At 60.0% G+C, this 17,603-nt stretch carries 21 protein-coding genes; 11 read left to right on the plus strand and 10 right to left on the minus strand.

Going from position 1 to position 17,603, the window contains the following annotated elements:
• Positions 1–3: 3 nt before the first annotated feature.
• The 5 genes from CLM72_RS11875 (at position 4) to CLM72_RS11895 (ending at position 2,840) form a co-directional block, all read left to right on the plus strand.
• A complete protein-coding gene (locus CLM72_RS11875; RefSeq protein ID WP_003191976.1) occupies positions 4–459 on the plus strand; it encodes a DMT family transporter in 456 nt (151 codons plus the stop codon).
• An 88-nt stretch (positions 460–547) separates the two neighbouring features.
• Complete coding sequence (locus CLM72_RS11880; protein ID WP_019816816.1) at positions 548–718, plus strand: putative metallothionein; 171 nt, start codon at positions 548–550, stop codon at positions 716–718.
• Positions 719–832: 114 nt separating this feature from the next.
• Complete coding sequence (locus CLM72_RS11885) at positions 833–1,609, plus strand: helix-turn-helix transcriptional regulator (protein ID WP_105226569.1); 777 nt, start codon at positions 833–835, stop codon at positions 1,607–1,609.
• A 69-nt stretch (positions 1,610–1,678) separates the two neighbouring features.
• A complete protein-coding gene (locus CLM72_RS11890) occupies positions 1,679–1,852 on the plus strand; it encodes a DUF1427 family protein (RefSeq protein ID WP_014718843.1) in 174 nt (57 codons plus the stop codon).
• Between the two features lie 28 nt (positions 1,853–1,880).
• Positions 1,881–2,840, plus strand: a complete 960-nt coding sequence (locus CLM72_RS11895) for a zinc-binding alcohol dehydrogenase family protein (protein WP_105226570.1) — start codon at positions 1,881–1,883, stop codon at positions 2,838–2,840.
• Positions 2,841–2,990: 150 nt separating this feature from the next.
• Here the strand turns inward: CLM72_RS11895 and CLM72_RS11900 are convergent, their stop codons facing one another.
• Entirely contained in the window at positions 2,991–4,022 is a 1,032-nt protein-coding gene (locus CLM72_RS11900) for a purine nucleoside permease (protein ID WP_105226571.1), read from the minus strand.
• 14 nt (positions 4,023–4,036) lie between these two features.
• On the minus strand, positions 4,037–4,987 hold the full coding sequence (locus CLM72_RS11905; RefSeq protein WP_105226572.1) for a nucleoside-specific channel-forming protein Tsx: 951 nt from the start codon (positions 4,985–4,987) through the stop codon (positions 4,037–4,039).
• A gap of 212 nt (positions 4,988–5,199) precedes the next feature.
• Between CLM72_RS11905 and CLM72_RS11910 the strand changes: the two genes are divergently transcribed.
• Positions 5,200–6,012, plus strand: coding sequence for an aminoglycoside phosphotransferase family protein (locus tag CLM72_RS11910; protein WP_105226573.1), 813 nt, complete (start codon positions 5,200–5,202; stop codon positions 6,010–6,012).
• Here the strand turns inward: CLM72_RS11910 and CLM72_RS11915 are convergent.
• Entirely contained in the window at positions 5,994–6,941 is a 948-nt protein-coding gene (locus CLM72_RS11915) for an AraC family transcriptional regulator (RefSeq protein ID WP_105226574.1), read from the minus strand. The two genes, CLM72_RS11910 and CLM72_RS11915, sit on opposite strands and share 19 nt — an antisense overlap.
• Positions 6,942–7,195: 254 nt before the next feature.
• On the opposite strand from CLM72_RS11915, the gene CLM72_RS11920 reads away from it, so the two are divergent.
• Complete coding sequence (locus CLM72_RS11920; protein WP_105226575.1) at positions 7,196–7,969, plus strand: L-iditol 2-dehydrogenase; 774 nt, start codon at positions 7,196–7,198, stop codon at positions 7,967–7,969.
• Between the two features lie 222 nt (positions 7,970–8,191).
• Positions 8,192–8,839: a nicotinamidase gene (locus CLM72_RS11925; protein WP_105226576.1), complete on the plus strand. Its 648-nt coding sequence runs from the start codon at positions 8,192–8,194 to the stop codon at positions 8,837–8,839.
• A gap of 72 nt (positions 8,840–8,911) precedes the next feature.
• On the opposite strand, the gene CLM72_RS11930 is transcribed toward CLM72_RS11925, so the two are convergent.
• From CLM72_RS11930 to CLM72_RS11940, 3 genes are read right to left on the minus strand one after another with little or no spacing between them, the layout of a single operon-like run.
• Positions 8,912–10,000, minus strand: a complete 1,089-nt coding sequence (locus tag CLM72_RS11930; protein WP_054918663.1) for a DUF3396 domain-containing protein — start codon at positions 9,998–10,000, stop codon at positions 8,912–8,914.
• A 15-nt stretch (positions 10,001–10,015) separates the two neighbouring features.
• Positions 10,016–10,717: a VRR-NUC domain-containing protein gene (locus CLM72_RS11935; protein ID WP_105226577.1), complete on the minus strand. Its 702-nt coding sequence runs from the start codon at positions 10,715–10,717 to the stop codon at positions 10,016–10,018.
• On the minus strand, positions 10,714–11,232 hold the full coding sequence (locus CLM72_RS11940; RefSeq protein ID WP_082430432.1) for a PAAR domain-containing protein: 519 nt from the start codon (positions 11,230–11,232) through the stop codon (positions 10,714–10,716). Before CLM72_RS11940 ends, CLM72_RS11935 begins: the two co-directional genes overlap by 4 nt.
• Before the next feature lie 526 nt (positions 11,233–11,758).
• Here CLM72_RS11940 and CLM72_RS11950 point away from each other — a divergent pair.
• The gene (locus CLM72_RS11950) at positions 11,759–12,331 is read left to right on the plus strand and encodes a DUF2239 family protein (RefSeq protein WP_054897051.1); all 573 of its coding nucleotides are present in this window, start codon (positions 11,759–11,761) and stop codon (positions 12,329–12,331) included.
• 19 nt (positions 12,332–12,350) lie between these two features.
• The gene (locus CLM72_RS11955; protein WP_105226578.1) at positions 12,351–13,706 is read left to right on the plus strand and encodes an MATE family efflux transporter; all 1,356 of its coding nucleotides are present in this window, start codon (positions 12,351–12,353) and stop codon (positions 13,704–13,706) included.
• Here the strand turns inward: CLM72_RS11955 and CLM72_RS11960 are convergent.
• Positions 13,690–14,277, minus strand: coding sequence for a TetR/AcrR family transcriptional regulator (locus CLM72_RS11960; protein WP_105226579.1), 588 nt, complete (start codon positions 14,275–14,277; stop codon positions 13,690–13,692). The two genes, CLM72_RS11955 and CLM72_RS11960, sit on opposite strands and share 17 nt — an antisense overlap.
• A gap of 132 nt (positions 14,278–14,409) precedes the next feature.
• Between CLM72_RS11960 and CLM72_RS11965 the strand changes: the two genes are divergently transcribed.
• The gene (locus CLM72_RS11965; RefSeq protein WP_105226580.1) at positions 14,410–15,582 is read left to right on the plus strand and encodes an MFS transporter; all 1,173 of its coding nucleotides are present in this window, start codon (positions 14,410–14,412) and stop codon (positions 15,580–15,582) included.
• A gap of 13 nt (positions 15,583–15,595) precedes the next feature.
• Here the strand turns inward: CLM72_RS11965 and CLM72_RS11970 are convergent, their stop codons facing one another.
• The 3 genes from CLM72_RS11970 to CLM72_RS11980 form a co-directional block, all read right to left on the minus strand.
• On the minus strand, positions 15,596–16,600 hold the full coding sequence (locus CLM72_RS11970) for a family 2 encapsulin nanocompartment cargo protein terpene cyclase (protein ID WP_146120474.1): 1,005 nt from the start codon (positions 16,598–16,600) through the stop codon (positions 15,596–15,598).
• 239 nt (positions 16,601–16,839) lie between these two features.
• Positions 16,840–17,202, minus strand: coding sequence for a type II toxin-antitoxin system HicB family antitoxin (locus tag CLM72_RS11975; protein ID WP_105226582.1), 363 nt, complete (start codon positions 17,200–17,202; stop codon positions 16,840–16,842).
• Complete coding sequence (locus CLM72_RS11980; protein ID WP_105226583.1) at positions 17,199–17,450, minus strand: type II toxin-antitoxin system HicA family toxin; 252 nt, start codon at positions 17,448–17,450, stop codon at positions 17,199–17,201. Before CLM72_RS11980 ends, CLM72_RS11975 begins: the two co-directional genes overlap by 4 nt.
• Between the last annotated feature and the right edge of the window lie 153 nt (positions 17,451–17,603).

Raw genomic sequence — 17,603 nt, forward strand, 5'->3', positions numbered from 1 at the left:
GCGATGAATCTGTTTATGTTGTTGGTGGTGGTGATTGCAGCGGGGGCGGTGCTGAGTGTGCAGGCCGCTATCAATGGGCGTCTGGGCCAGACGGTGGGGGTATTGCGCAGCAGTCTGTTGACCTTCGCGGTGGGCGCGCTGACCACGGCGCTGTTGATATTTTTCTTCGAACCGGCCCAGGCCGTCAGCCTGCTGGAGGTGCCAAAGTGGCAATTGACCGGTGCCCTGTTTGGCGTGGTGTACATGATGGTGATGGTCGGCGCGGTGCCTGTGGTCGGCACAGCCGTCGCCACGGTGGCGGTGATTGTCGGGCAACTGGGCATGGGCATGCTGATCGACAACTTTGGCTGGCTGGGCAACCCGGCAATCGAGCTGTCGGGCAGCCGTATCCTCGCCATGCTATTGCTTGCCCTGGCGTTGGTGTTCATGTACCGCAGTAATAGCCGCCGGGCCGACTGACGGCGCTGAACCATGCTTGCTTGCCCAGGGTCACTGCTTAAGGTGCGGCGCTCGCCGCACCGGACGACCATGAAAAAGGAGTCTGACCATGCCAGATCAAACCTGTGCTTGCCCTCACTGCAAATGTGTACTGGGCGCTGACGCAATAATGAAAGACGGCAAGGGCTATTGCTGCCAGGGCTGTGCCGAGCACCATGCTCATGGTGAACCCTGCGCGGCGGCGACGGGTTGCGAATGCGCCAAGTCAGCCCACGGTTGACAGGATTGACCTGCAGGCCCGGGCACCCGGTGCCTGCAGGATGAGTAAAAACAGTTCGCTTGCCGGCGACCAGTCTTTACCATGGTCTCCCGACCCGATTGATGTGTACCCGCCATGGCCCTGGCCGCGCCCCCCGACCTCAGTGATCACGCCGTTCCCGTGCAGCCGTTGGCGCGTACCTACCCGCGTGGGTTGTACGTAGAGCCGCACAGCCACGATTGGGGCCAGTTGCTCTACGCCATGAGCGGAGTGATGTGGGTCGAGACGCCCCGCGAAGCCCTGGTAGTGCCGCCCCAGCGCGCGGTGTGGTTGCCGCCGGGGGTGGAGCACGGGATCCGTGTGGTCTCCGATTTGCAGATGCGTAATATCTACCTGCGCCCGGCGTTGGCGGCGACGCTGGACAACCAGGTGCAGGTCATCGAAGTGGGCCGCCTGTTGCGGGAGTTGATCGTGACCTTGGTAGAGCAGGGTGATCACGGTGATGCGGTTTACTATGACGCTGTGGTGGGCCTGGCCCTGTTGGAGTTGCAACGCGCACGTCGCTCGCCTATTCGCATCGCCATGCCGATAGCGGCGGATCGTCGGCTGATCAATGCGTGCCAGGCGGTCATGGCGTCGCCCTCCCTGGACATCCCGTTCGAGCAGCACGCCGAGGCGGCGGGCGCCAGTGTGCGCACCCTTGCGCGGTTGTTCCAGCAGCACCTGGGCATGGGGTTTGCCCAGTGGCGCCGTCAGGTGCAGTTGGCTACGGCGGCGGCGGAGTTGATCCAGGGCCAGTCGGTGAACGGCATAGCGCGTACCCTGGGCTATTCGCCCAGCAGCTTCAGCGACATGTTCCGACGTGAACTGGGAGTGTCACCGTCGCAGTACAGGGGATGGCCGAAATCCTGAAGCACTTGGCCGATACCCACGGTAGACGCGCCCTAGACTGAGCCCATCAATCAACCGGGCACAGCATTCATGAGCTATTTGATTTCCTTGGCCATCGGCCTGTTTGTCGGCGTGATCTACGGCGCGCTGGACTTCCGCTCGCCTGCACCGCCCGCTATCGCACTGGTCGGCCTGATGGGCATGCTGCTCGGCGAAAAGCTCTGGCCCATGGCGCGGCAGTTGGTCAGTGGTTGGTTGTCCTGATCCCTTTTCCCTTCCACGGATGCCCTCTATGAACGCACTGCAATTTACCGACACCGGCGACCTCGCCCACCTGCGCCTGGTGGAGGTGCCCATGCCGGTACCGTCTGCCGGCGAAGTGCTGGTCAAGGTCAACGCGGCGGGCCTGAACCCCAGCGACGTCAAAAACGTGCTTGGCCGTTTCCCCTACACCACGCTGCCACGCATCCCTGGGCGTGACTTCGCAGGCGTGGTGGTGGAAGGCCCGCAGGCATTGCTCGGCCAGGAGGTTTGGGGCACCGGTCGTGACCTGGGCTTTTTCGCTGACGGTTCCCATGCCCAATACCTGCGCGTGTCAGCCAAGGGCGTGGCGTACAAACCTACGCACTTGAGCTTTGCCCAGGCGGCCAGCCTCGGTGTGCCCTATACCACCGCCTGGGATGCCCTGGAGCGCAGCGGCGTTGGCAAGGGCACGCGCTTGCTGGTGATCGGCGCCAACGGCGCGGTCGGCAGTGCGGCGTTGGCGCTGGCGAAGATACGCGGTGCGCAGGTATTGGCGGCCGTGCGCAAGGCCGATCAGCTCGAGATGTTGCAGGCCCAAGGGCTGGAGGCGATTGCCTTGGGCAAGCCGGAGGAACTGGGCGCGCAAGTGCAGGCCGTGTTCAAGGGCGGCGCCGACGTGATCTTTGACACTACCGGTTTCTGGCTGCCTGCCGCGGTGGCGGGGCTGGCACCGTTCGGCCGCATCGCCATCATCGCCGCACCGGTTGACGGCCATGTGCAGTTACCGGCCCTGGCGCTGTACCGTAAGGGCGGGTCGGTGGTGGGGATCAACTCGTTGCTCTATAGCTGCGAACAATGCGCGGTGATGCTGGAGGCGTTTGGGCGCTTCTTTGATGAAGGCCTGTTGCCGCTGCCTACAGGGTTGCGTGAAGTGGCGTTGGTGGAGGGTGTTCAGTGCTATGCAGAAGTGAACAACGGCAGCCCAGACAAAATCATCTTCCTGCCGTGATGGATAGAAATGTGGGAGCGGGCTTGCTGTGGCGAGGGAGCTTGCTCCCGCTCGACAGCGCAGCTGGAGCCGGCTTTTTTGGGGGCGCTACGCACCCCAGCGCAAGCAAGCTTGCTCGCCACAGCAAGCCCGCTCCCACAGTGTTGATCTTTATTCGGTTTCGGGAACGCCTTTTTCCCACGCCGACCAGTTCTTCACGATCGCCTGGACCAACGGGTTGCCCGTGCGGTACAGGTTTTCCAGCGCCGGTACAAACCCACCCTGGTCCGCATACTTGAGCAGGTTGTCCACTTCGCTGTAGCCAGGGTAAGGCCGGTCAAAGTCGGAACCTGCGCGCACCACGGCCAGACGCTGGATATCCACCAAGCCTTCGCGGCTGGCGCGCAGCAGCGCTTCGTAGGTGGAGTTGTCTTCCTGTTGGGTGGTGCAGTATTCGCCTTTGTTGTCGGTGAGCAACTTGGTCCAGACTTCGGCACGTTCGCTCAACCGGGTACCGGAAAACCAGGTGTTGCCCGCAAGGGTGTCGCAGCGGGTGACTTGCGGCGGCTGGTTGGCCGGGGCGGCGGGGTAGTGTTTGCGCCAGGCGGCGGACTCTGTGCTTTCTGTCAGCTCCACCTTGTGCGACAAAGCAAACGCCTTGGCTTGCAGCTTTTGGTTGAGCTCAAACACTTCGGTCTTGTAGTCCAACGGTGGTTTTTCGTTGGGGCCCTTGGTGTTGATCCCGATATAGCCCGTCGGCCAGTCCTTGGGTGCATCCCGTGAATCCAGCTCCCACTGCGTGCCGAACTCCACCAGGTAATGAGCCCAGGCGGCGGTGCCGATGGTGCCGTGCTTGGGGCTGATACCGGCGATTCCGGCGATCAGGAAGTAACTCTGGCGCAGGTCGAACTTGGGCGACAAGGCCAGGGCCAGGGTAGACGCGGCAGCGTTGGTCTGGCCCATGCCGGTCACCAGCAGGCACACGTCTTGGGTGTTGCAGCGAATCACGGGATATTCGGCGGACAAGCCCGGAACGCGTACCTCTTGTTTAAGTTCGAGGCGGTCGATCCAGGTTTGCGCCTCGGGGGCGAACATGGTGATCAGCATCACCTTGGGTTTGATCGGTGGTGGGTTATCCGCCAGCACCACGTGAGGCAATAGGGCCAGGCCGACGGCCAGCGAGACACGGGTCAATGCGTTCATCTACAGCTCCTTGATCAGAATTGATAGCCCACGCCAGCGTAGTAACCCCAGCCGTCTGAGCGTGCGCGGAAGTTGCCTTCGCCGAAATTCAACTCGCTGCCATCCTCCCAGTTGCCGCCGTTGTGAAAGTAACGGCCGACCAGGGTAAAGCGCAGGTGGGTAAACGAGTACAGCAATACGTTGGTGGCCACCAGGGAGTTGGCGGTGCGCGCCGGGTTGTCCTTGTGCAGGTCCGAGCCGAAATCGTAGTTGGTGAAACCGATGTAGGTCAGCGAGGCGCCGTTGTCGAACTTGCCGATGGGCACGATGTACTTCATCTGCGCTCGGTAGCCGTCCCAGGAATACTCATTGCTGGCGCCGTAGTTTTCCCACTGGTAGCGCCCGTAGAAATTGGCCGACAGGTTGACTCGCGAGTGGGTGTCGATATCGGTGCCCAGGCCGCTGTACAGAGTGTTGGCGCGGTTTTCCTTGCGGCTGCCGTGGTCGTAGATCCAGTCAAAGGCCACATACCATTCCTTGAATGGGCCAATTGCCAGGCTGCGCCCTGCGAGGTAGTCGATGGAGATCCGCGGTTCATGCTCCATGAACACCGGCGAGCCATGGTCCCACACACCTTTGTCATTACTGTTACCAATGGTGAGGATCTTCGGTACATCGATATAGCCGTACAACTCAAAGGGGCCCTTGCGCCCGAAGTACTCGTACTCCAGGTAGACGTCATCTTGAGGCTTGGGGCCGAAACTGATGTCTTTGCTGCCAATCAGTGTGAGGTCCTGGTTAAACCACTCGGACAGATACACGCCTTTTTTCGCCGGGGGGGTGGCTTCAGGGCTGAGGGTTTCGCCCTGTGCTGAGTCATCCACGGGCTTTTCCTGCGCCAAAATGGGTGCACTGAGTACTCCCGTAACGGCAGCCAGTAGCAACGAAACGCCAAGACCAGCACGAGGCTTTGAGGTGGGGTGCATTGAAAGTCCTTATTCTTACGCGGTTTAAACCCGATTCGACGGGGAGGAGTGAACTTGGCGGTCCAGTTCGTTCCGCAAACGTTTGCACAGGTTGTACCAACTTGGGTCAATGGCTTGAACTGTTTAGAAAAAAGAGCAATTAGCCGACGCTTTGGTCAGGAAAACAGTGGGATTTCTGTCATCCTGATGCGTCACCCCTGTGGAGGAATCTGATGTTCGAACACTACCTGCGTGCCTGGGAGCTGAGTGCCGATGGAGAGCCTATCGTCACACCCGGCAGCCACCTGTTGCCGGTCCGCTGGAAGGGCGTGCCGGCGATGTTGAAAATTGCTCATACCCCTGAGGAAAAACTCGGCGGCCGCCTGCTGAGTTGGTGGGCCGGTGACGGTGCGGCACGGGTGTTCGCCCATGACCACACTGCAGTGTTAATGGAACGCGCCACGGGCCCAGGTTCCTTGATGCGCATGGCCCTCAATGGTCAGGACGACGAAGCCAGCCAGATCGCCTGCGCAACCCTGGCCCGGCTGCATGCGCCTCGTGTGTCGCCGCCCGAAGGGTTGGTTGGGCTGGATGAGTGGTTCAGATCCTTGTGGCACGTCGCCGAACAGGAGGGCGGTGCCTTACGCGACTGCGCGGCGACGGCCCGGACATTGCTGGCTGCGCAACAGGAGGTTGTGGTACTGCACGGTGATTGCCATCACGACAATATCCTCGACTTTGGCCCTCGCGGCTGGCTGGCGATCGATCCAAAGCGGGTGATGGGCGAGCGCGGTTACGATTACGCTAATCTGATCTGCAATCCGGACTTGCCGACCAGTAGCGATCCACTGCGTTTCCGCCGCCAGGTTGGGGTTATCGCCCTGGCGGCCGGCCTCTCACGTCCGCGTTTGTTGCAATGGGTGGTGGCTCATGCCGGGTTGTCTGCCGCCTGGTTTCTGGAAGACCAGGAGCGCGAGCGTGCCATGATTGAGTTGCAGGTTGCCCGTCTGGCACAGCAGGCACTGGCTCAAGGGGCGGGCGAGTAAGGCGGCGGGTGATGGGTAACCGGGGTGAATAATTGAAGTGCGGCCTGCCGCCGGTACTCACTCGGCGTCTGGTGCATTTCGATCCGAAAGTGGCGATTGAAATTCGACAGGTTGGCGTAGCCCACCTCAAAGCAGATGTCCGCCACTGACATTTGGCTGTGCAACAGCAAGCGGCAGGCACGCTGCACGCGGAACTTGCGCATCAGGTCGATAAAGCCGTGGCCGGTGTTGCGTTTGAAAAACCGCGAAAAGCCGGGTTCGCTCATGTCCAGTTGCCGGGCAATGTCCGACAGGCGTACATCGCCGGTCAGTTCCCGCATCAGGTAGTCAAGCGCCTTGTTGATACGTTCGGCGCTGCGCGCATCCAGGGTCGGTGCGTAGCACGGGCTGGCCAGGGTATTGGCCTGTGCAGGCGGTGCGTTCTTCAGGGTGTCGAGCAATTGCAGGAACAGGGCCAGGCGTTGCAGCCCATGGGCGCAGCCGATGGCCTCCATCAGCCGTGCCGCGCTCGTTGCGGTCTCGCCGGTGAATTCGATGCCCCGTCGCGCCCGTGCAAACAGTGACTGTAAATCACCGAGCTCAGGCAGGGTGGTGCGCAGAGCGAGCAGGGCGGCGCCGTCGAATTGCAGCACCACATCACGCCCGTGCAGGTATTCGCCGGGGGCCAGGTCACCGATCCAGTCGTGGGGCAGGCCAGGGCCGATCAGTGCGACATGCCCGGCGCTGAATGCACCGATATAGTCGCCCGCCACCAGCTTGCCGCTGCCTTGGCGGATCAGGTGGATTTCGAATTCAGGGTGGTGGTTCCAGCGTGCCAGTTCATAAGGATAGTCATGTTCGAACCAGCGAAAACCATGTTCTGGTTCTGGCAGGATCACCTCAAGCTCCGCAGGGCGATGCTCGAACAGGGTAGCAGGGCTGACGGGCATGGTGCTGCCTCTTGTGGTGGTGCAATTTTCCCAAAATACCCGCACTGGCAATCGCTGCGCTAGCCCTGGTTTCGCCTGAGGCTGATACTTTTTTGATCCTGTGCCTCAGGTTAAAAAAGTATCAGCCTCGCATTCGCCAGCCGTTTGTGAGGCGGTAGGCCAAGCTGCTGTAATCGAGGCTCAACAACAAAGGTCGGCAAGCTGTTCTAGGCGGTGCTCACCGGCTACCGGCAATAACCTTTACAGGATCACCCATGAAACGACTCGAAGGTAAAAGCGCGCTGATCACCGGATCAGCGCGGGGCATTGGCCGTGCGTTCGCCCAGGCGTACATCGCTGAAGGCGCCACCGTGGCCATCGCCGACATCAACCTGCAGCAGGCCCAGGCCACCGCCGCCGAACTGGGGCCCCATGCTTACGCCGTGGCGATGGATGTCACCGACCAAGCCTCCATCGACGCGGCGATCGCCACAGTGGTGAGCCACGCCGGCAAGCTCGATATCCTGATCAACAACGCCGCCCTGTTCGACCTGGCGCCCATCGTCGACATCACCCGCGACAGCTTTGAACGACTGTTCTCGATCAACGTCGCCGGCACCCTGTTCACCCTGCAGGCCGCAGCCCGACAGATGATCAACCAGGGGCATGGCGGCAAGATCATCAACATGGCCAGCCAGGCCGGGCGGCGGGGCGAGCCTTTGGTGGCGGTCTATTGCGCGACCAAGGCGGCGGTGATCAGCCTGACGCAATCGGCGGGCTTGAATCTCATCAAGCAGGGCATCAACGTCAATGCTATCGCCCCTGGTGTGGTGGACGGCGAGCATTGGGATGGGGTGGATGCGCTGTTCGCCAGGCATGAAGGGCTGGCGCCTGGCGAGAAGAAAAAACGCGTAGGGGATGAGGTGCCGTTTGGGCGGATGGGCACGGCTGAAGACCTGACTGGCATGGCGATCTTCCTAGCGTCGACGGACGCCGACTATGTGGTGGCCCAGACCTACAACGTCGATGGCGGCAATTGGCTGAACTAGCGGTTAACGCTGACCCAACTGTGGGAGCTGGCTTGCCTGCGATAGCGTTGGTGGATTCACTCCCGTCATTGCAGGCGAGCCAGCTCCCACCTTTGAACTTCAGCGTTCTTGAGAATAGGGTAAGTCAGCAACGCATCGATCCCCGCAGTAAACTGTCCCATACTTCAAGATTTCTACGCTCGCCTGGAGGCGGTCGTACGTGCAGACCCCCCGAGAACGACCATGAGCCTTTCGAAAGCCGCCATCGCTTCATTTGACGTCGACGCCCAGAAGAGCTTCACGCCTTTGTGTCCCAACGAGTTGCCAGTGGCCGGTGGCGACGGCATTGGTGCCGAACTCAATTACATGGCCAGTCTCGCCGGCCACCGCATCGGCAGCAAGGACGCCCACACCCCCCACGCACCCTGGGTGGTTGCGCAGCACAGCGAGATGCTGCAACCCACCGGCCTGGCCCATGCCGATGTGACCTGGGTCAGCCACTGCGTGCCGGGTACCGAGGGGTTCACCCTGCTCGATGAGTTGCCCACGCCCTATGACTACGACTACTTCATCTGGAAAGGGGTCGAGCCCGACCTGCACCCCTACGGCGCCTGTTACCACGACCTGCACGACAAACTGTCCACCGGCGTCATCGAGTACCTCAAGGCCCACGGCGTGGCCCGCGTAATCGTCGGCGGCCTGGCCCTGGACTATTGCGTCAAGACCACTGCGTTGCAGTTGCTCAAAGCTGGATTGCAAGTGGTCCTGCATTTGCCGGCGTGCCGAGGCATCAGCGAGGAGGGCGGTGTACAGGCTGTCGACGAATTGCTCAAGGCTGGTGCAAACATCAGTCGCACCCGCGAAGAATTGGTCGTGGTGGTCGCGCGTTAAGCAGATTCCGGTGAGGCCATCGCCTCTGTCAGTTGGCGGTCGAGCAGGTGGGCTCCGAGAATTACGCCGCGTCTATAAGCGCCCTGGCAGAGTATTTGTAGCATCCAGGCAGGGTTCGTCGCGAAGTAACTTGGCATGCCAGCTGGGGATGTCGCCTGTATCCACATCCAAGCGCTTGAGCCACTGGTCAGCCGACCAGTCCACCAGCCGCAACTCGCCGTCATGAGAGCCGCCGTGCAATGAACCCACCGTCTCGTAGCGAATGCCCTTGAGTACATGGTTCAGTATTACGTAGGTGGCCGGCTTCGGATCCTCGGCATCACCACCAAGGTAGGGGTATGCGCCGGCCTGGATCACTACGCCGCTACCGTAGTCATAGAATGCAAAATGGCTGGAGGGTAGCTGCGTACGTAATCCTTCCAGGCCGCCAACCAACTCCAGGCGAGTTTGGTCGAGCAAGGTCAGCCAACTGACCGTCTTGATTTTTGTAGGTTTGAACTCGGGGATATTAGCCAGTAGACCGGCTGTTCCCACATCCAAACCAGGCATGCGTGCCGCCATAAAGGCTTCAGTAGGTTCGTTGCCGTCCCGGTTGGTGACGGAAAGGTTGAAGGCATGTCCCGCGTAACCCTGTTCTGGAGCCAATCGGCGTGCTGAGTCAAGGTACAAACGCAGGAAGCTGAGTGGGTTTTGCTCTTGGTACAGAAGCGGTACTGAGAACTCCAGAGTGCTTATTTCATCCCCCATCTTTGCCTTCCATCCTCGCGTACCAAACACATTGAAGAGCCAAGCGCTGGCGTCATTTGATTGTTTACCACTGAGGTAGTAGAAGCTGAGAAGGTCATCCTCATCCATTACTTCCATCATGTCGCGTAATGGCTTTGCCTCGGCATAAGCTGAAAGTGGTTTACCCTGAGGAGGCTCTTCGCGCCAGACCCAAGTGAGGTAGGGCTCAGCCAAGCGCTTGAAGTCGTCAAAGCACTGGCACAGTGCCTCCCGTACCAAACGTGTGTGTGCATCCTTGAAATAAAGCGTCCCGCGCAGGCAGAGCACTGCGCCGATATAGTTCTGGCGTCCGCACTTCATGAGCAAGTGGCCGGGTATTTCCAGCAGATGTGGTTGCTTGGCAAGTTCTTCGGCCACATTGAATTCCGGTTCCATTGGCATTCCTCCGAATTAGTAAGCGGGGGTCATTGGTCGAGGGGAGCGGCCACGCGTCAGGATAAACATCATCCCCCCTGCGATGGCTGCGGCCCACCCGAGCTGCTCCACTGGCACATTGGACTGCTGACTTTGCTGGTTACAGTCGCATTCGGTAGATGTCATCTCAACAACCCTGTTTTTGTTGCCAGCAATGTTCGCATAATCCTGCGCCTGCTCCACTTTCGGTGGGTCAGGTGGAAACTTCATCTCCACCACTTGCTTGATGTTGTCCTGAGTTGGCGGCTTGCTGGCGTCCTTGACGATCACCACATCGGGCCGGCGAATCATCCCTTTCCCGGGTTTGAACGGTGGATGCTCTGGGTCGTCATTCCAATATTTGTTGATCCAGCCCGGTATCCAGCCATGAGGGCCATTCCCCGTTTGGCTGTCGAGGATTGGCCGTGGTGGTCGCTTGGTCATGTCGTAACTGACTTCGGGCTTATACGGACTGCGCCTCTGGAGAATCTCGTCAAGCTCCCCAAGGCGCTGGGCCACGCAGGCCTGTTTGAGATGCTTGCCATCTTGGCTGATGTTGGGCGTGCCGCTGCAATAGCAAATTGCCGAGCACAGTACGTTCTTGTCTTGGGGATCGAGCTTCGGTTTCAGAATACCCACAGGGTTAATCTTTCCGTCTGGGCTCATGCCCCCCTGAGAAAGGCTGGGTTGCCCATTCATTCTTCGCCTTCCTGCACCAAGTCAATATGGATAGACTCTGACGCAGCATGGCTAATCCACGATGTCATGCCTTCGCTATTCGTGGTGTCGAGCGCGTTCCAACCGGCACTCGACCAAACCTTTACCTTGCGGCCAACGATAGGTTTTCCGGTTTCCTGATCTATGAGTTGAAAGCGTCCAGAGTAATGGGTATTGGAACTGCTCAATGGCACCATGGGGCTGAGTGGGGGCGGTGTGAATTGATCGCCTATGATCACCGTTCCCGATCCACCGATGATCACGTTGCCATGTTCACCCACACTGCCGAGCGTTGCGGCAGGTTTTCCATTGATAAAAACTGTCGATGATACGGCCGAACTGATCGGGCTCCCGCAAGCAGATAGATCACCTTGGCGCGCTGCGGGCAAACCATCGAAGAAGACGTCAGGAGAACCTTCGATGATGGAGGCGACACCATGTCCCGGAATTGGACATGTCGTAGGGTCAGTAACGCGGGCGGCGGGCTTTCCACTCATAGTGCCGAACCTCGGGAAAGTGGCTGCAGATCAAGAAAGTGCGCTGAATTAACGAGACGCTTCGCAAACATATCAATCGCCATACTCGTTCCTTGTCTGATCGTTCGCCGGTAGTGGCGCGTGGCGTACTTTTCCTATTCCTCCGATTAACTACAAGATGCTTAACCGCGAACGGGAAGTACCTGTCAAAGAAAAGAAAAATCTCCTACATGATTGCGAGGTATTGATTCTTTACGCTCTACATTCTTATGCATTCGCAAGTAAGGGAATGACAATTGGGATATTCAAAGATGGTTTCCCCGGCGCTCATCTCACTACTGGTGAGTGCATTGAGGGAGATATCAATCTGCGTCCGCTGTTTTGCTTCCATCGATGCAGGTCCGGCGATTGCTGGAGCAGGGGGACCAGAGAGGTTCACCTAGGTCGAGGTGCCACAAGCAGATCGCGCCCGCAAAAGATCCTTGCAAGTCGGCAAATTAAGCCTAATATTATCCGGGTAAAACAAATAACATCCGGGTAATAAAAGATGACCACGCACACCCTTTCCCTCTGCACCGCGTTCGCAGGTCATCAATGCATCGCCGCGGGGACCTATGTCGATGTGGCCGAGTCCCTTGTCGCCCAGGCTTTGCCCGCCGGTAGCTTCCTGGTCTTCGATGACGCCACGGGCACTCAAGTCGATTATCCGTGGCCAGCAGGTCACGCGCCGCACCCTCCCCAGGCCGAAAGCGACGACGAGCCACCCGCAACGCCCTCGGTAGGCCGCCCGAAGTTGGGCGTCGTCGCCCGGGAAGTCACATTGCTGCCACGTCATTGGGAGTGGCTCGGCCAGCAGCGTGGTGGTGCGTCGGCTGCCTTGCGCCGGTTGGTGGATGAAGCGCGTATGGCTCATGCCAGCGCTGATCAATTGCGCCAGGCCAAGGAGGCCAGCTATCGCTTCATGAGCGCGATTGGCGGCAATCTGCCGGGCTTTGAAGACGCCTCGCGTGCGCTGTTTGCCCAGGACAGGGACGGCTTCTCGAACAGTATCGCGCACTGGCCGACGGACGTGCGCACCTACCTGGCCTGGCTGTCGCGCAATGCCTTCCCAGTCCAATAATCAAGGGGCTCAGACCTTCATGGACGTCACCCAGCAACGCCCGCTGTGGCAAATCTATCTGTTGTTCCTGGCACCGATGGTGCTGTCCAATTTCCTGCAAAGCTTTTCCGGCACCCTCAACGGCATTTACGTTGGCCAGATGCTGGGCACCCAGGCATTGGCCGCGGTGTCGGGGATGTTTCCCATCGTGTTTTTCTTTATCGCCCTGGTGATCGGCCTGGGGGCGGGCGCCTCGGTGTTGATCGGCCAGGCATGGGGCGCCCAGGAGACCGGAATGGTCAAGGTGATTACCGGTGCCACCCTGACCCTGGGCGCGTTGGTGGGCCTGATGGCCGCCGTGCTGGGCAGCCTGTTTGCGCGCCCGGCATTGCAGGCGTTGGGCACGCCGGTGGATGTGCTCGACGATGCCGTGGGCTACGCCCAGATGATGATGTTGATCATGCCGTTGCTGCTGGTGTTCATCCTCTATACCCAACTGTTGCGTGGGGTCAGCGACACGATTTCGCCGTTGCTGGCATTGATGGTCTCAACTCTGGTGGGCTTGCTGCTGACGCCTGCGCTGATTCGCGGCTGGATCGGCCTGCCGCCCTTGGGCATCCAGAGTGCGGTGTATGCCGGGCTGGTGGGTAACGCTTTGGCGATGCTGTTTCTGGTCCTGCGCCTGCGCCACAAAAACCACGTGATGGCGCCAGACCGCGAGCTGCTTGCCGCCTTGCGCCTGGACCGCGTCATCCTCGGCAAAGTCCTGCGCATCGGCCTGCCGACGGGCTTGCAGATGGTGGTGCTATCGCTGTCGGAGCTGGTCATCCTGGCCCTGGTCAACGGCCACGGTTCCCAGGCCACGGCGGCCTATGGCGCGGTGACGCAGATCGTCAACTATGTACAGTTCCCGGCGCTGTCGATTGCCATCACCGCCTCGATCCTCGGCGCCCAGGCGATTGGCGCCGGGCGCCTGGAGCGTATCGGGCCGATCCTGCGCACGGGGCTTGTGATCAACCTGTGCCTCACCGGTGGCTTGATCGTGCTCGGCTATGGGCTGTCCCACTGGTTGCTGGGCCTGTTCATCACCGACGACAGCGCACGGCTGCGGGCCGAACACCTACTGCACATCATGCTCTGGAGCATTCTGGTATTCGGCTTCCAGGCGGTGATCGGCGGCATCATGCGTGCCAGCGGCGTGGTGCTGATGCCGGTGGCGATCTCGATCTTCTGCGTGCTTGGCGTGGAACTGCCAATGGCCTATCTGTTCAACGCGCACTTCGGATTGGAAGGGGTGTGGATGGCATTTCCGGTGACCTACCTGGCGATGCTGGTGTTGCAGATCGCCTATTACCGCCTGGTGTGGCGGCATAAGCAGATCAAACGGTTGGTATGAGGCTCAGCCCCTGCAGGAGCAGCTCCAGGCCTTGCAAGCCTTCCTCCAGCCGTGTGCCCGGGTGTTCATCCCGGGCAATCCACAACGCGGTATTGACCAGGCTGCCGTTGATCAACTGCGCCAGTGCGTGGCTGGGTGCCGTCGGCATCAGGCCCGCTCGCATCAGGGCCTCCAGCAATTGGCGCAGGGATTCCACGCAGTGTTGTTGGGAGCCGGTGTCGCCCAGTACCGCCGGTGCATCCTGCAATACAATGCGCTGGATTTCCGGGTCCTGGGCCATGCGCAGATAAGCCCGGCAGCGCTCGCAAAAACCACTCCAAGGCTCTACGGCCTGCTCCGAGATGCGTTGCAAGCGCGCGTCCATCTCGCTGTCGAGTTGAGCGACCACCGCCGCCAGCAGCCCTTTTTTGTCACCAAAGTGGTGATACAGCGCACCGCGCGTCAGGCCGGCGCGGGCAGTGAAGTCATCCATCGAGGTATTGGCATAGCCTTGGGTGGCGAAGGCCCGGCGCGCGCTCGCTATCAGGCGGGCGCGGGTGTCTTCGATCATTTCAGCTCGGGCTCGGCTCATGGGCGTCTCTTGGCTAAGTGATTGACATACGCTGCGTATGCGAAGCATGATCTGCCACATACGCGTCGTATGTATTTTGCCCTGATGGATTCAGATAGCAAGCCCAGGGCGTCGAGCAAGAGGTCGAGCAGGATGGCAAACCCCTACGCTGAATTATTCCAGGTTCCTGGTGCCCGGGCCTTTGTGCTCGCTGGCATGCTGGCGCGCATGCCGATATCCATGACCGGCATCGGCCTGATCACCATGCTGTCCCAGGTGCATGGCGGCTATGGCCTGGCCGGTTCGGTGGCGGCAGTGTTTGCCCTGGCCACGGCGATTTGCGCGCCGCAAGTGTCACGTTGGGTGGACCGCTACAGCCAGGGCAGGGTGCTGCCGATTGCCGCGCTGATCGGCGGCGGGGCGCTATTGATGTTGCTGCTGTGTACGCGGTTGCAGGCGCCGAATTGGACGCTGTTTCTGTTCGCCGCGCTGGCGGGCTGCATGCCCAATATGTCGGCCATGGTGCGAGCGCGCTGGACCGAGTTGTACCGTGGCCAGCCCAGGCTGCAAACCGCATTTGCCCTGGAGTCGGTACTCGATGAGGTGTGCTTCATCATCGGCCCGCCCATTTCGGTGGGGTTGAGTGTGGCGGTGTTCCCAGAGGCCGGGCCCTTGGTGGCGGCGCTGTTGCTGGCGGTGGGCGTCACCACCTTTGTGTTGCAACGGCAAACCGAGCCACCGGTACACGCGCATCAGGGGGCACACGGTCGCTGGCTGATTGCGGCGCCGTCGGTATTGATCCTGATGATTTTGCTGCTGGCCATGGGCGTGATCGTCGGCGTGGTGGATGTGGTCAGCGTGGCCTTCGCCCAGCATCAAGGCCAGCCGGCGGCGGCGAGTATCGTGCTGTCGGTGTATGCCATTGGTTCGTGCCTGGCGGGGTTGGCCTTCGGTGCCCTCAAACTCAAGGCACCGTTGCCGCGTCAGTTCCTGTACTGCGGCGTAGCCACAGCGTTGACCACCTTGCCCTTGCTGCTGGTGAGTAATATTCCCGGCTTGGCCGCTGCAATCTTTATCTCCGGGCTGTTCTTCGCGCCCACCTTGATTGTGTCGATGGCCATGGTGGAGCAGATCGTCCCGGCCAGCCGTCTTACCGAAGGCATGACCTGGCTGATCACCGGCCTGAGCATCGGCGTGGCCATTGGCGCCGCCAGTTCGGGATGGATGATCGACCACTTTGGCGCCACCAGCGGTTTTTGGGTGGCGCTGGCGGCGGGGTGCGTCGTCATGGGCTCAGCCGTGTTGGGGTATCGACGGTTGGGTTGAATGCCGGGTCGGTTCAAACATGATAGCGAGCGCTGTGCCGATGCCATTCGTAATTGCCTGCCAGCCACGCTTTTACCCCGCCGAGGAATCGTTGGAGCGAAGGTGAGGCGCCTTCCAGGGCTTGCCTTGCCTTGGTTTCGTAGCGACGCATGAGTGCGTTGTGAATGTCTGCACTAAGCGCCAGTGCATCCTGAAACGAGTGGCCCTGTTCGTGTACGAGCAACGAGGGCAGGTCGAAATCGCTGAGGTCAGGCTGTTGCTCTTTGGCGGCGGAGAACAGGTCATTGACGATCATGGTTGTACTGGCGGCCAGCGTTACCACTTCACGCACAGGCGCAGAGAAATAGATATCGGCCTCAAGCTCATAGCCGCCAACGATATCAATGAGGGCCATGCAGGGGATAAAGCTATTGACCTGACGATGCGCCAGATACTCCCAGATGTGGGGCAGGCTATGTTCGATCCGCCACGACGCCTCTGCACCCATGCTGACGAACATGGCGATGGTCTCGTGCCGTACGCGCGCCTTTTGGGACGCCGTGCCGTAGCGGTCCAGATGGTTCATGTAGCCTTTCAGGCCACGCAGCACGGGGTCATCTTCAAGAGTGTGTTTCAGTGCGCGATCGTAGGGTGGGTTCAGGTAAGCCTTGTCCATTGTGGCCAGAGCCCGTGATAAGCGCGCACCCAATAACTTGGGGTTGGCGCCGCGTCGTTCGTCATCACAATAATGGTCGTCCACCGCGAACAACGCGGCCATGCATTTTGCAGCCAACAACAAGCGTTGTACGTCGTCGGTGTCGGGGTGGCACAGCATCACGAAGCGTCCGAAATTCGAGGCCCTTACGTGCGCCACTTGACCCTTGAAAATACCGGTTCGCCGCACCCATCCGACTAACAGCTCATTGATGTGCTCACCTAGCGCTTCATCGACCCTTAGCGGTAGCGGGCATTCAAGGGCAGGAAGCTGGAGGCGGGTTGTGGTTTTTGGCAGGGCTGAGTGTGGGGTGATGTCGTTCATAGCAAGACTCCGCGTGTCTATGCCATTGGACGTTACTGCGGACCAAGGGTCAGGAAAGGAAGGCGTTTGATTTTTCAATCTAGAAGCTTGGACGAAAAATACAATTGGATACGTTAGTTCTGTTTGGAATCAATTTCGTTGGAGAAAGGGATAAGGGCGCACCATGACCTAGCCCCTTGCGCCCGCCCCTAGCCTCGAAAGACGCCAGGGACGCCGGCGCCTGGCCTGCACGCTCGCGTTCAAACGGCGGCAAGCCCCTCTGCGCCATGTTGCTGCAGGAACTCGTTGAGCGCCTGGCGCGTGAGGTCGTTCAACGTTACTTTTTTTCGAGTCGCCGCCAGGGCCGCAGCCAGGTGCAGGTCGTGGCCGACACGCACGTTGAATGAACCCTTGCAGGGTTTCTCGGGTGTCTGGCCCAGGGCCTGGCACGTAGTGAGGTAATCCTCCACCGCCTCTTTGAACGCGGCGTCCAACTCTGCGACCGTCTTGCCTTCGTAGCTCACCAGCGCCTTGATGAAGAGGATCTTGCCGAACAGGCAGTTGTCTTCGAGGCTGGCTTCGATGGAGCCGATGTAGCCTTTGTGTTTCAGTTGGTTGTTCACTGAATCAGTTCTCCTGATTTCAATTGTTCGATGATCTGGCGGCGAATGTAGTGTTTCAGTTCGTTGCCGGGGTGAGGCTTGTGCAGGGTGATCATTGCACCGGGGTCGCCAATGTCGAACTTGACCCGGCTTCCAGCCCCTTCAATCTGTGTGTATCCCAATCGGCGTAATAACGTGACGAGCTCAGACCAGGTAAATGCCATGTGCTCATTGAGCAGTTTGGCGAGCAGCTTTTCATTTTTGGACACGGCGGTCCCTGCGTGTAACTAAATTTAGTTGCAAAAAGTGGTGTTCGTCAATCCTAGCTCAGGTTCGCGTCCCTTCCCGGGGATTGATGTAACCCCTGATGACAGCTCACTCGGCGCCACCCATCCCCTCGCTAATTTTTCCCCGCCCGGTTC

Origin of the sequence: Pseudomonas sp. MYb193 (assembly GCF_002966775.1) — a bacterium.
In the GTDB taxonomy this organism is placed as follows: domain Bacteria; phylum Pseudomonadota; class Gammaproteobacteria; order Pseudomonadales; family Pseudomonadaceae; genus Aquipseudomonas; species Aquipseudomonas paracarnis.

Excerpts from the sequence above, each read along its gene's own strand:
- CLM72_RS11890 (WP_014718843.1), top strand. The coding sequence starts at position 1,679 with ATGAGCTATTTGATTTCCTTGGCCATCGGCCTGTTTGTCGGCGTGATC.
- CLM72_RS11920 (WP_105226575.1), top strand. The coding sequence starts at position 7,196 with ATGAAACGACTCGAAGGTAAAAGCGCGCTGATCACCGGATCAGCGCGG.
- CLM72_RS11940 (WP_082430432.1), bottom strand. The coding sequence starts at position 11,232 with ATGAGTGGAAAGCCCGCCGCCCGCGTTACTGACCCTACGACATGTCCA.
- CLM72_RS11885 (WP_105226569.1), top strand. The coding sequence starts at position 833 with ATGGCCCTGGCCGCGCCCCCCGACCTCAGTGATCACGCCGTTCCCGTG.
- CLM72_RS11905 (WP_105226572.1), bottom strand. The coding sequence starts at position 4,987 with ATGCACCCCACCTCAAAGCCTCGTGCTGGTCTTGGCGTTTCGTTGCTA.
- CLM72_RS11880 (WP_019816816.1), top strand. The coding sequence starts at position 548 with ATGCCAGATCAAACCTGTGCTTGCCCTCACTGCAAATGTGTACTGGGC.
- CLM72_RS11970 (WP_146120474.1), bottom strand. The coding sequence starts at position 16,600 with ATGAACGACATCACCCCACACTCAGCCCTGCCAAAAACCACAACCCGC.
- CLM72_RS11935 (WP_105226577.1), bottom strand. The coding sequence starts at position 10,717 with ATGAATGGGCAACCCAGCCTTTCTCAGGGGGGCATGAGCCCAGACGGA.
- CLM72_RS11930 (WP_054918663.1), bottom strand. The coding sequence starts at position 10,000 with ATGGAACCGGAATTCAATGTGGCCGAAGAACTTGCCAAGCAACCACAT.
- CLM72_RS11955 (WP_105226578.1), top strand. The coding sequence starts at position 12,351 with ATGGACGTCACCCAGCAACGCCCGCTGTGGCAAATCTATCTGTTGTTC.
- CLM72_RS11950 (WP_054897051.1), top strand. The coding sequence starts at position 11,759 with ATGACCACGCACACCCTTTCCCTCTGCACCGCGTTCGCAGGTCATCAA.
- CLM72_RS11910 (WP_105226573.1), top strand. The coding sequence starts at position 5,200 with ATGTTCGAACACTACCTGCGTGCCTGGGAGCTGAGTGCCGATGGAGAG.
- CLM72_RS11875 (WP_003191976.1), top strand. The coding sequence starts at position 4 with ATGAATCTGTTTATGTTGTTGGTGGTGGTGATTGCAGCGGGGGCGGTG.
- CLM72_RS11925 (WP_105226576.1), top strand. The coding sequence starts at position 8,192 with ATGAGCCTTTCGAAAGCCGCCATCGCTTCATTTGACGTCGACGCCCAG.
- CLM72_RS11900 (WP_105226571.1), bottom strand. The coding sequence starts at position 4,022 with ATGAACGCATTGACCCGTGTCTCGCTGGCCGTCGGCCTGGCCCTATTG.
- CLM72_RS11965 (WP_105226580.1), top strand. The coding sequence starts at position 14,410 with ATGGCAAACCCCTACGCTGAATTATTCCAGGTTCCTGGTGCCCGGGCC.
- CLM72_RS11915 (WP_105226574.1), bottom strand. The coding sequence starts at position 6,941 with ATGCCCGTCAGCCCTGCTACCCTGTTCGAGCATCGCCCTGCGGAGCTT.
- CLM72_RS11895 (WP_105226570.1), top strand. The coding sequence starts at position 1,881 with ATGAACGCACTGCAATTTACCGACACCGGCGACCTCGCCCACCTGCGC.
- CLM72_RS11960 (WP_105226579.1), bottom strand. The coding sequence starts at position 14,277 with ATGAGCCGAGCCCGAGCTGAAATGATCGAAGACACCCGCGCCCGCCTG.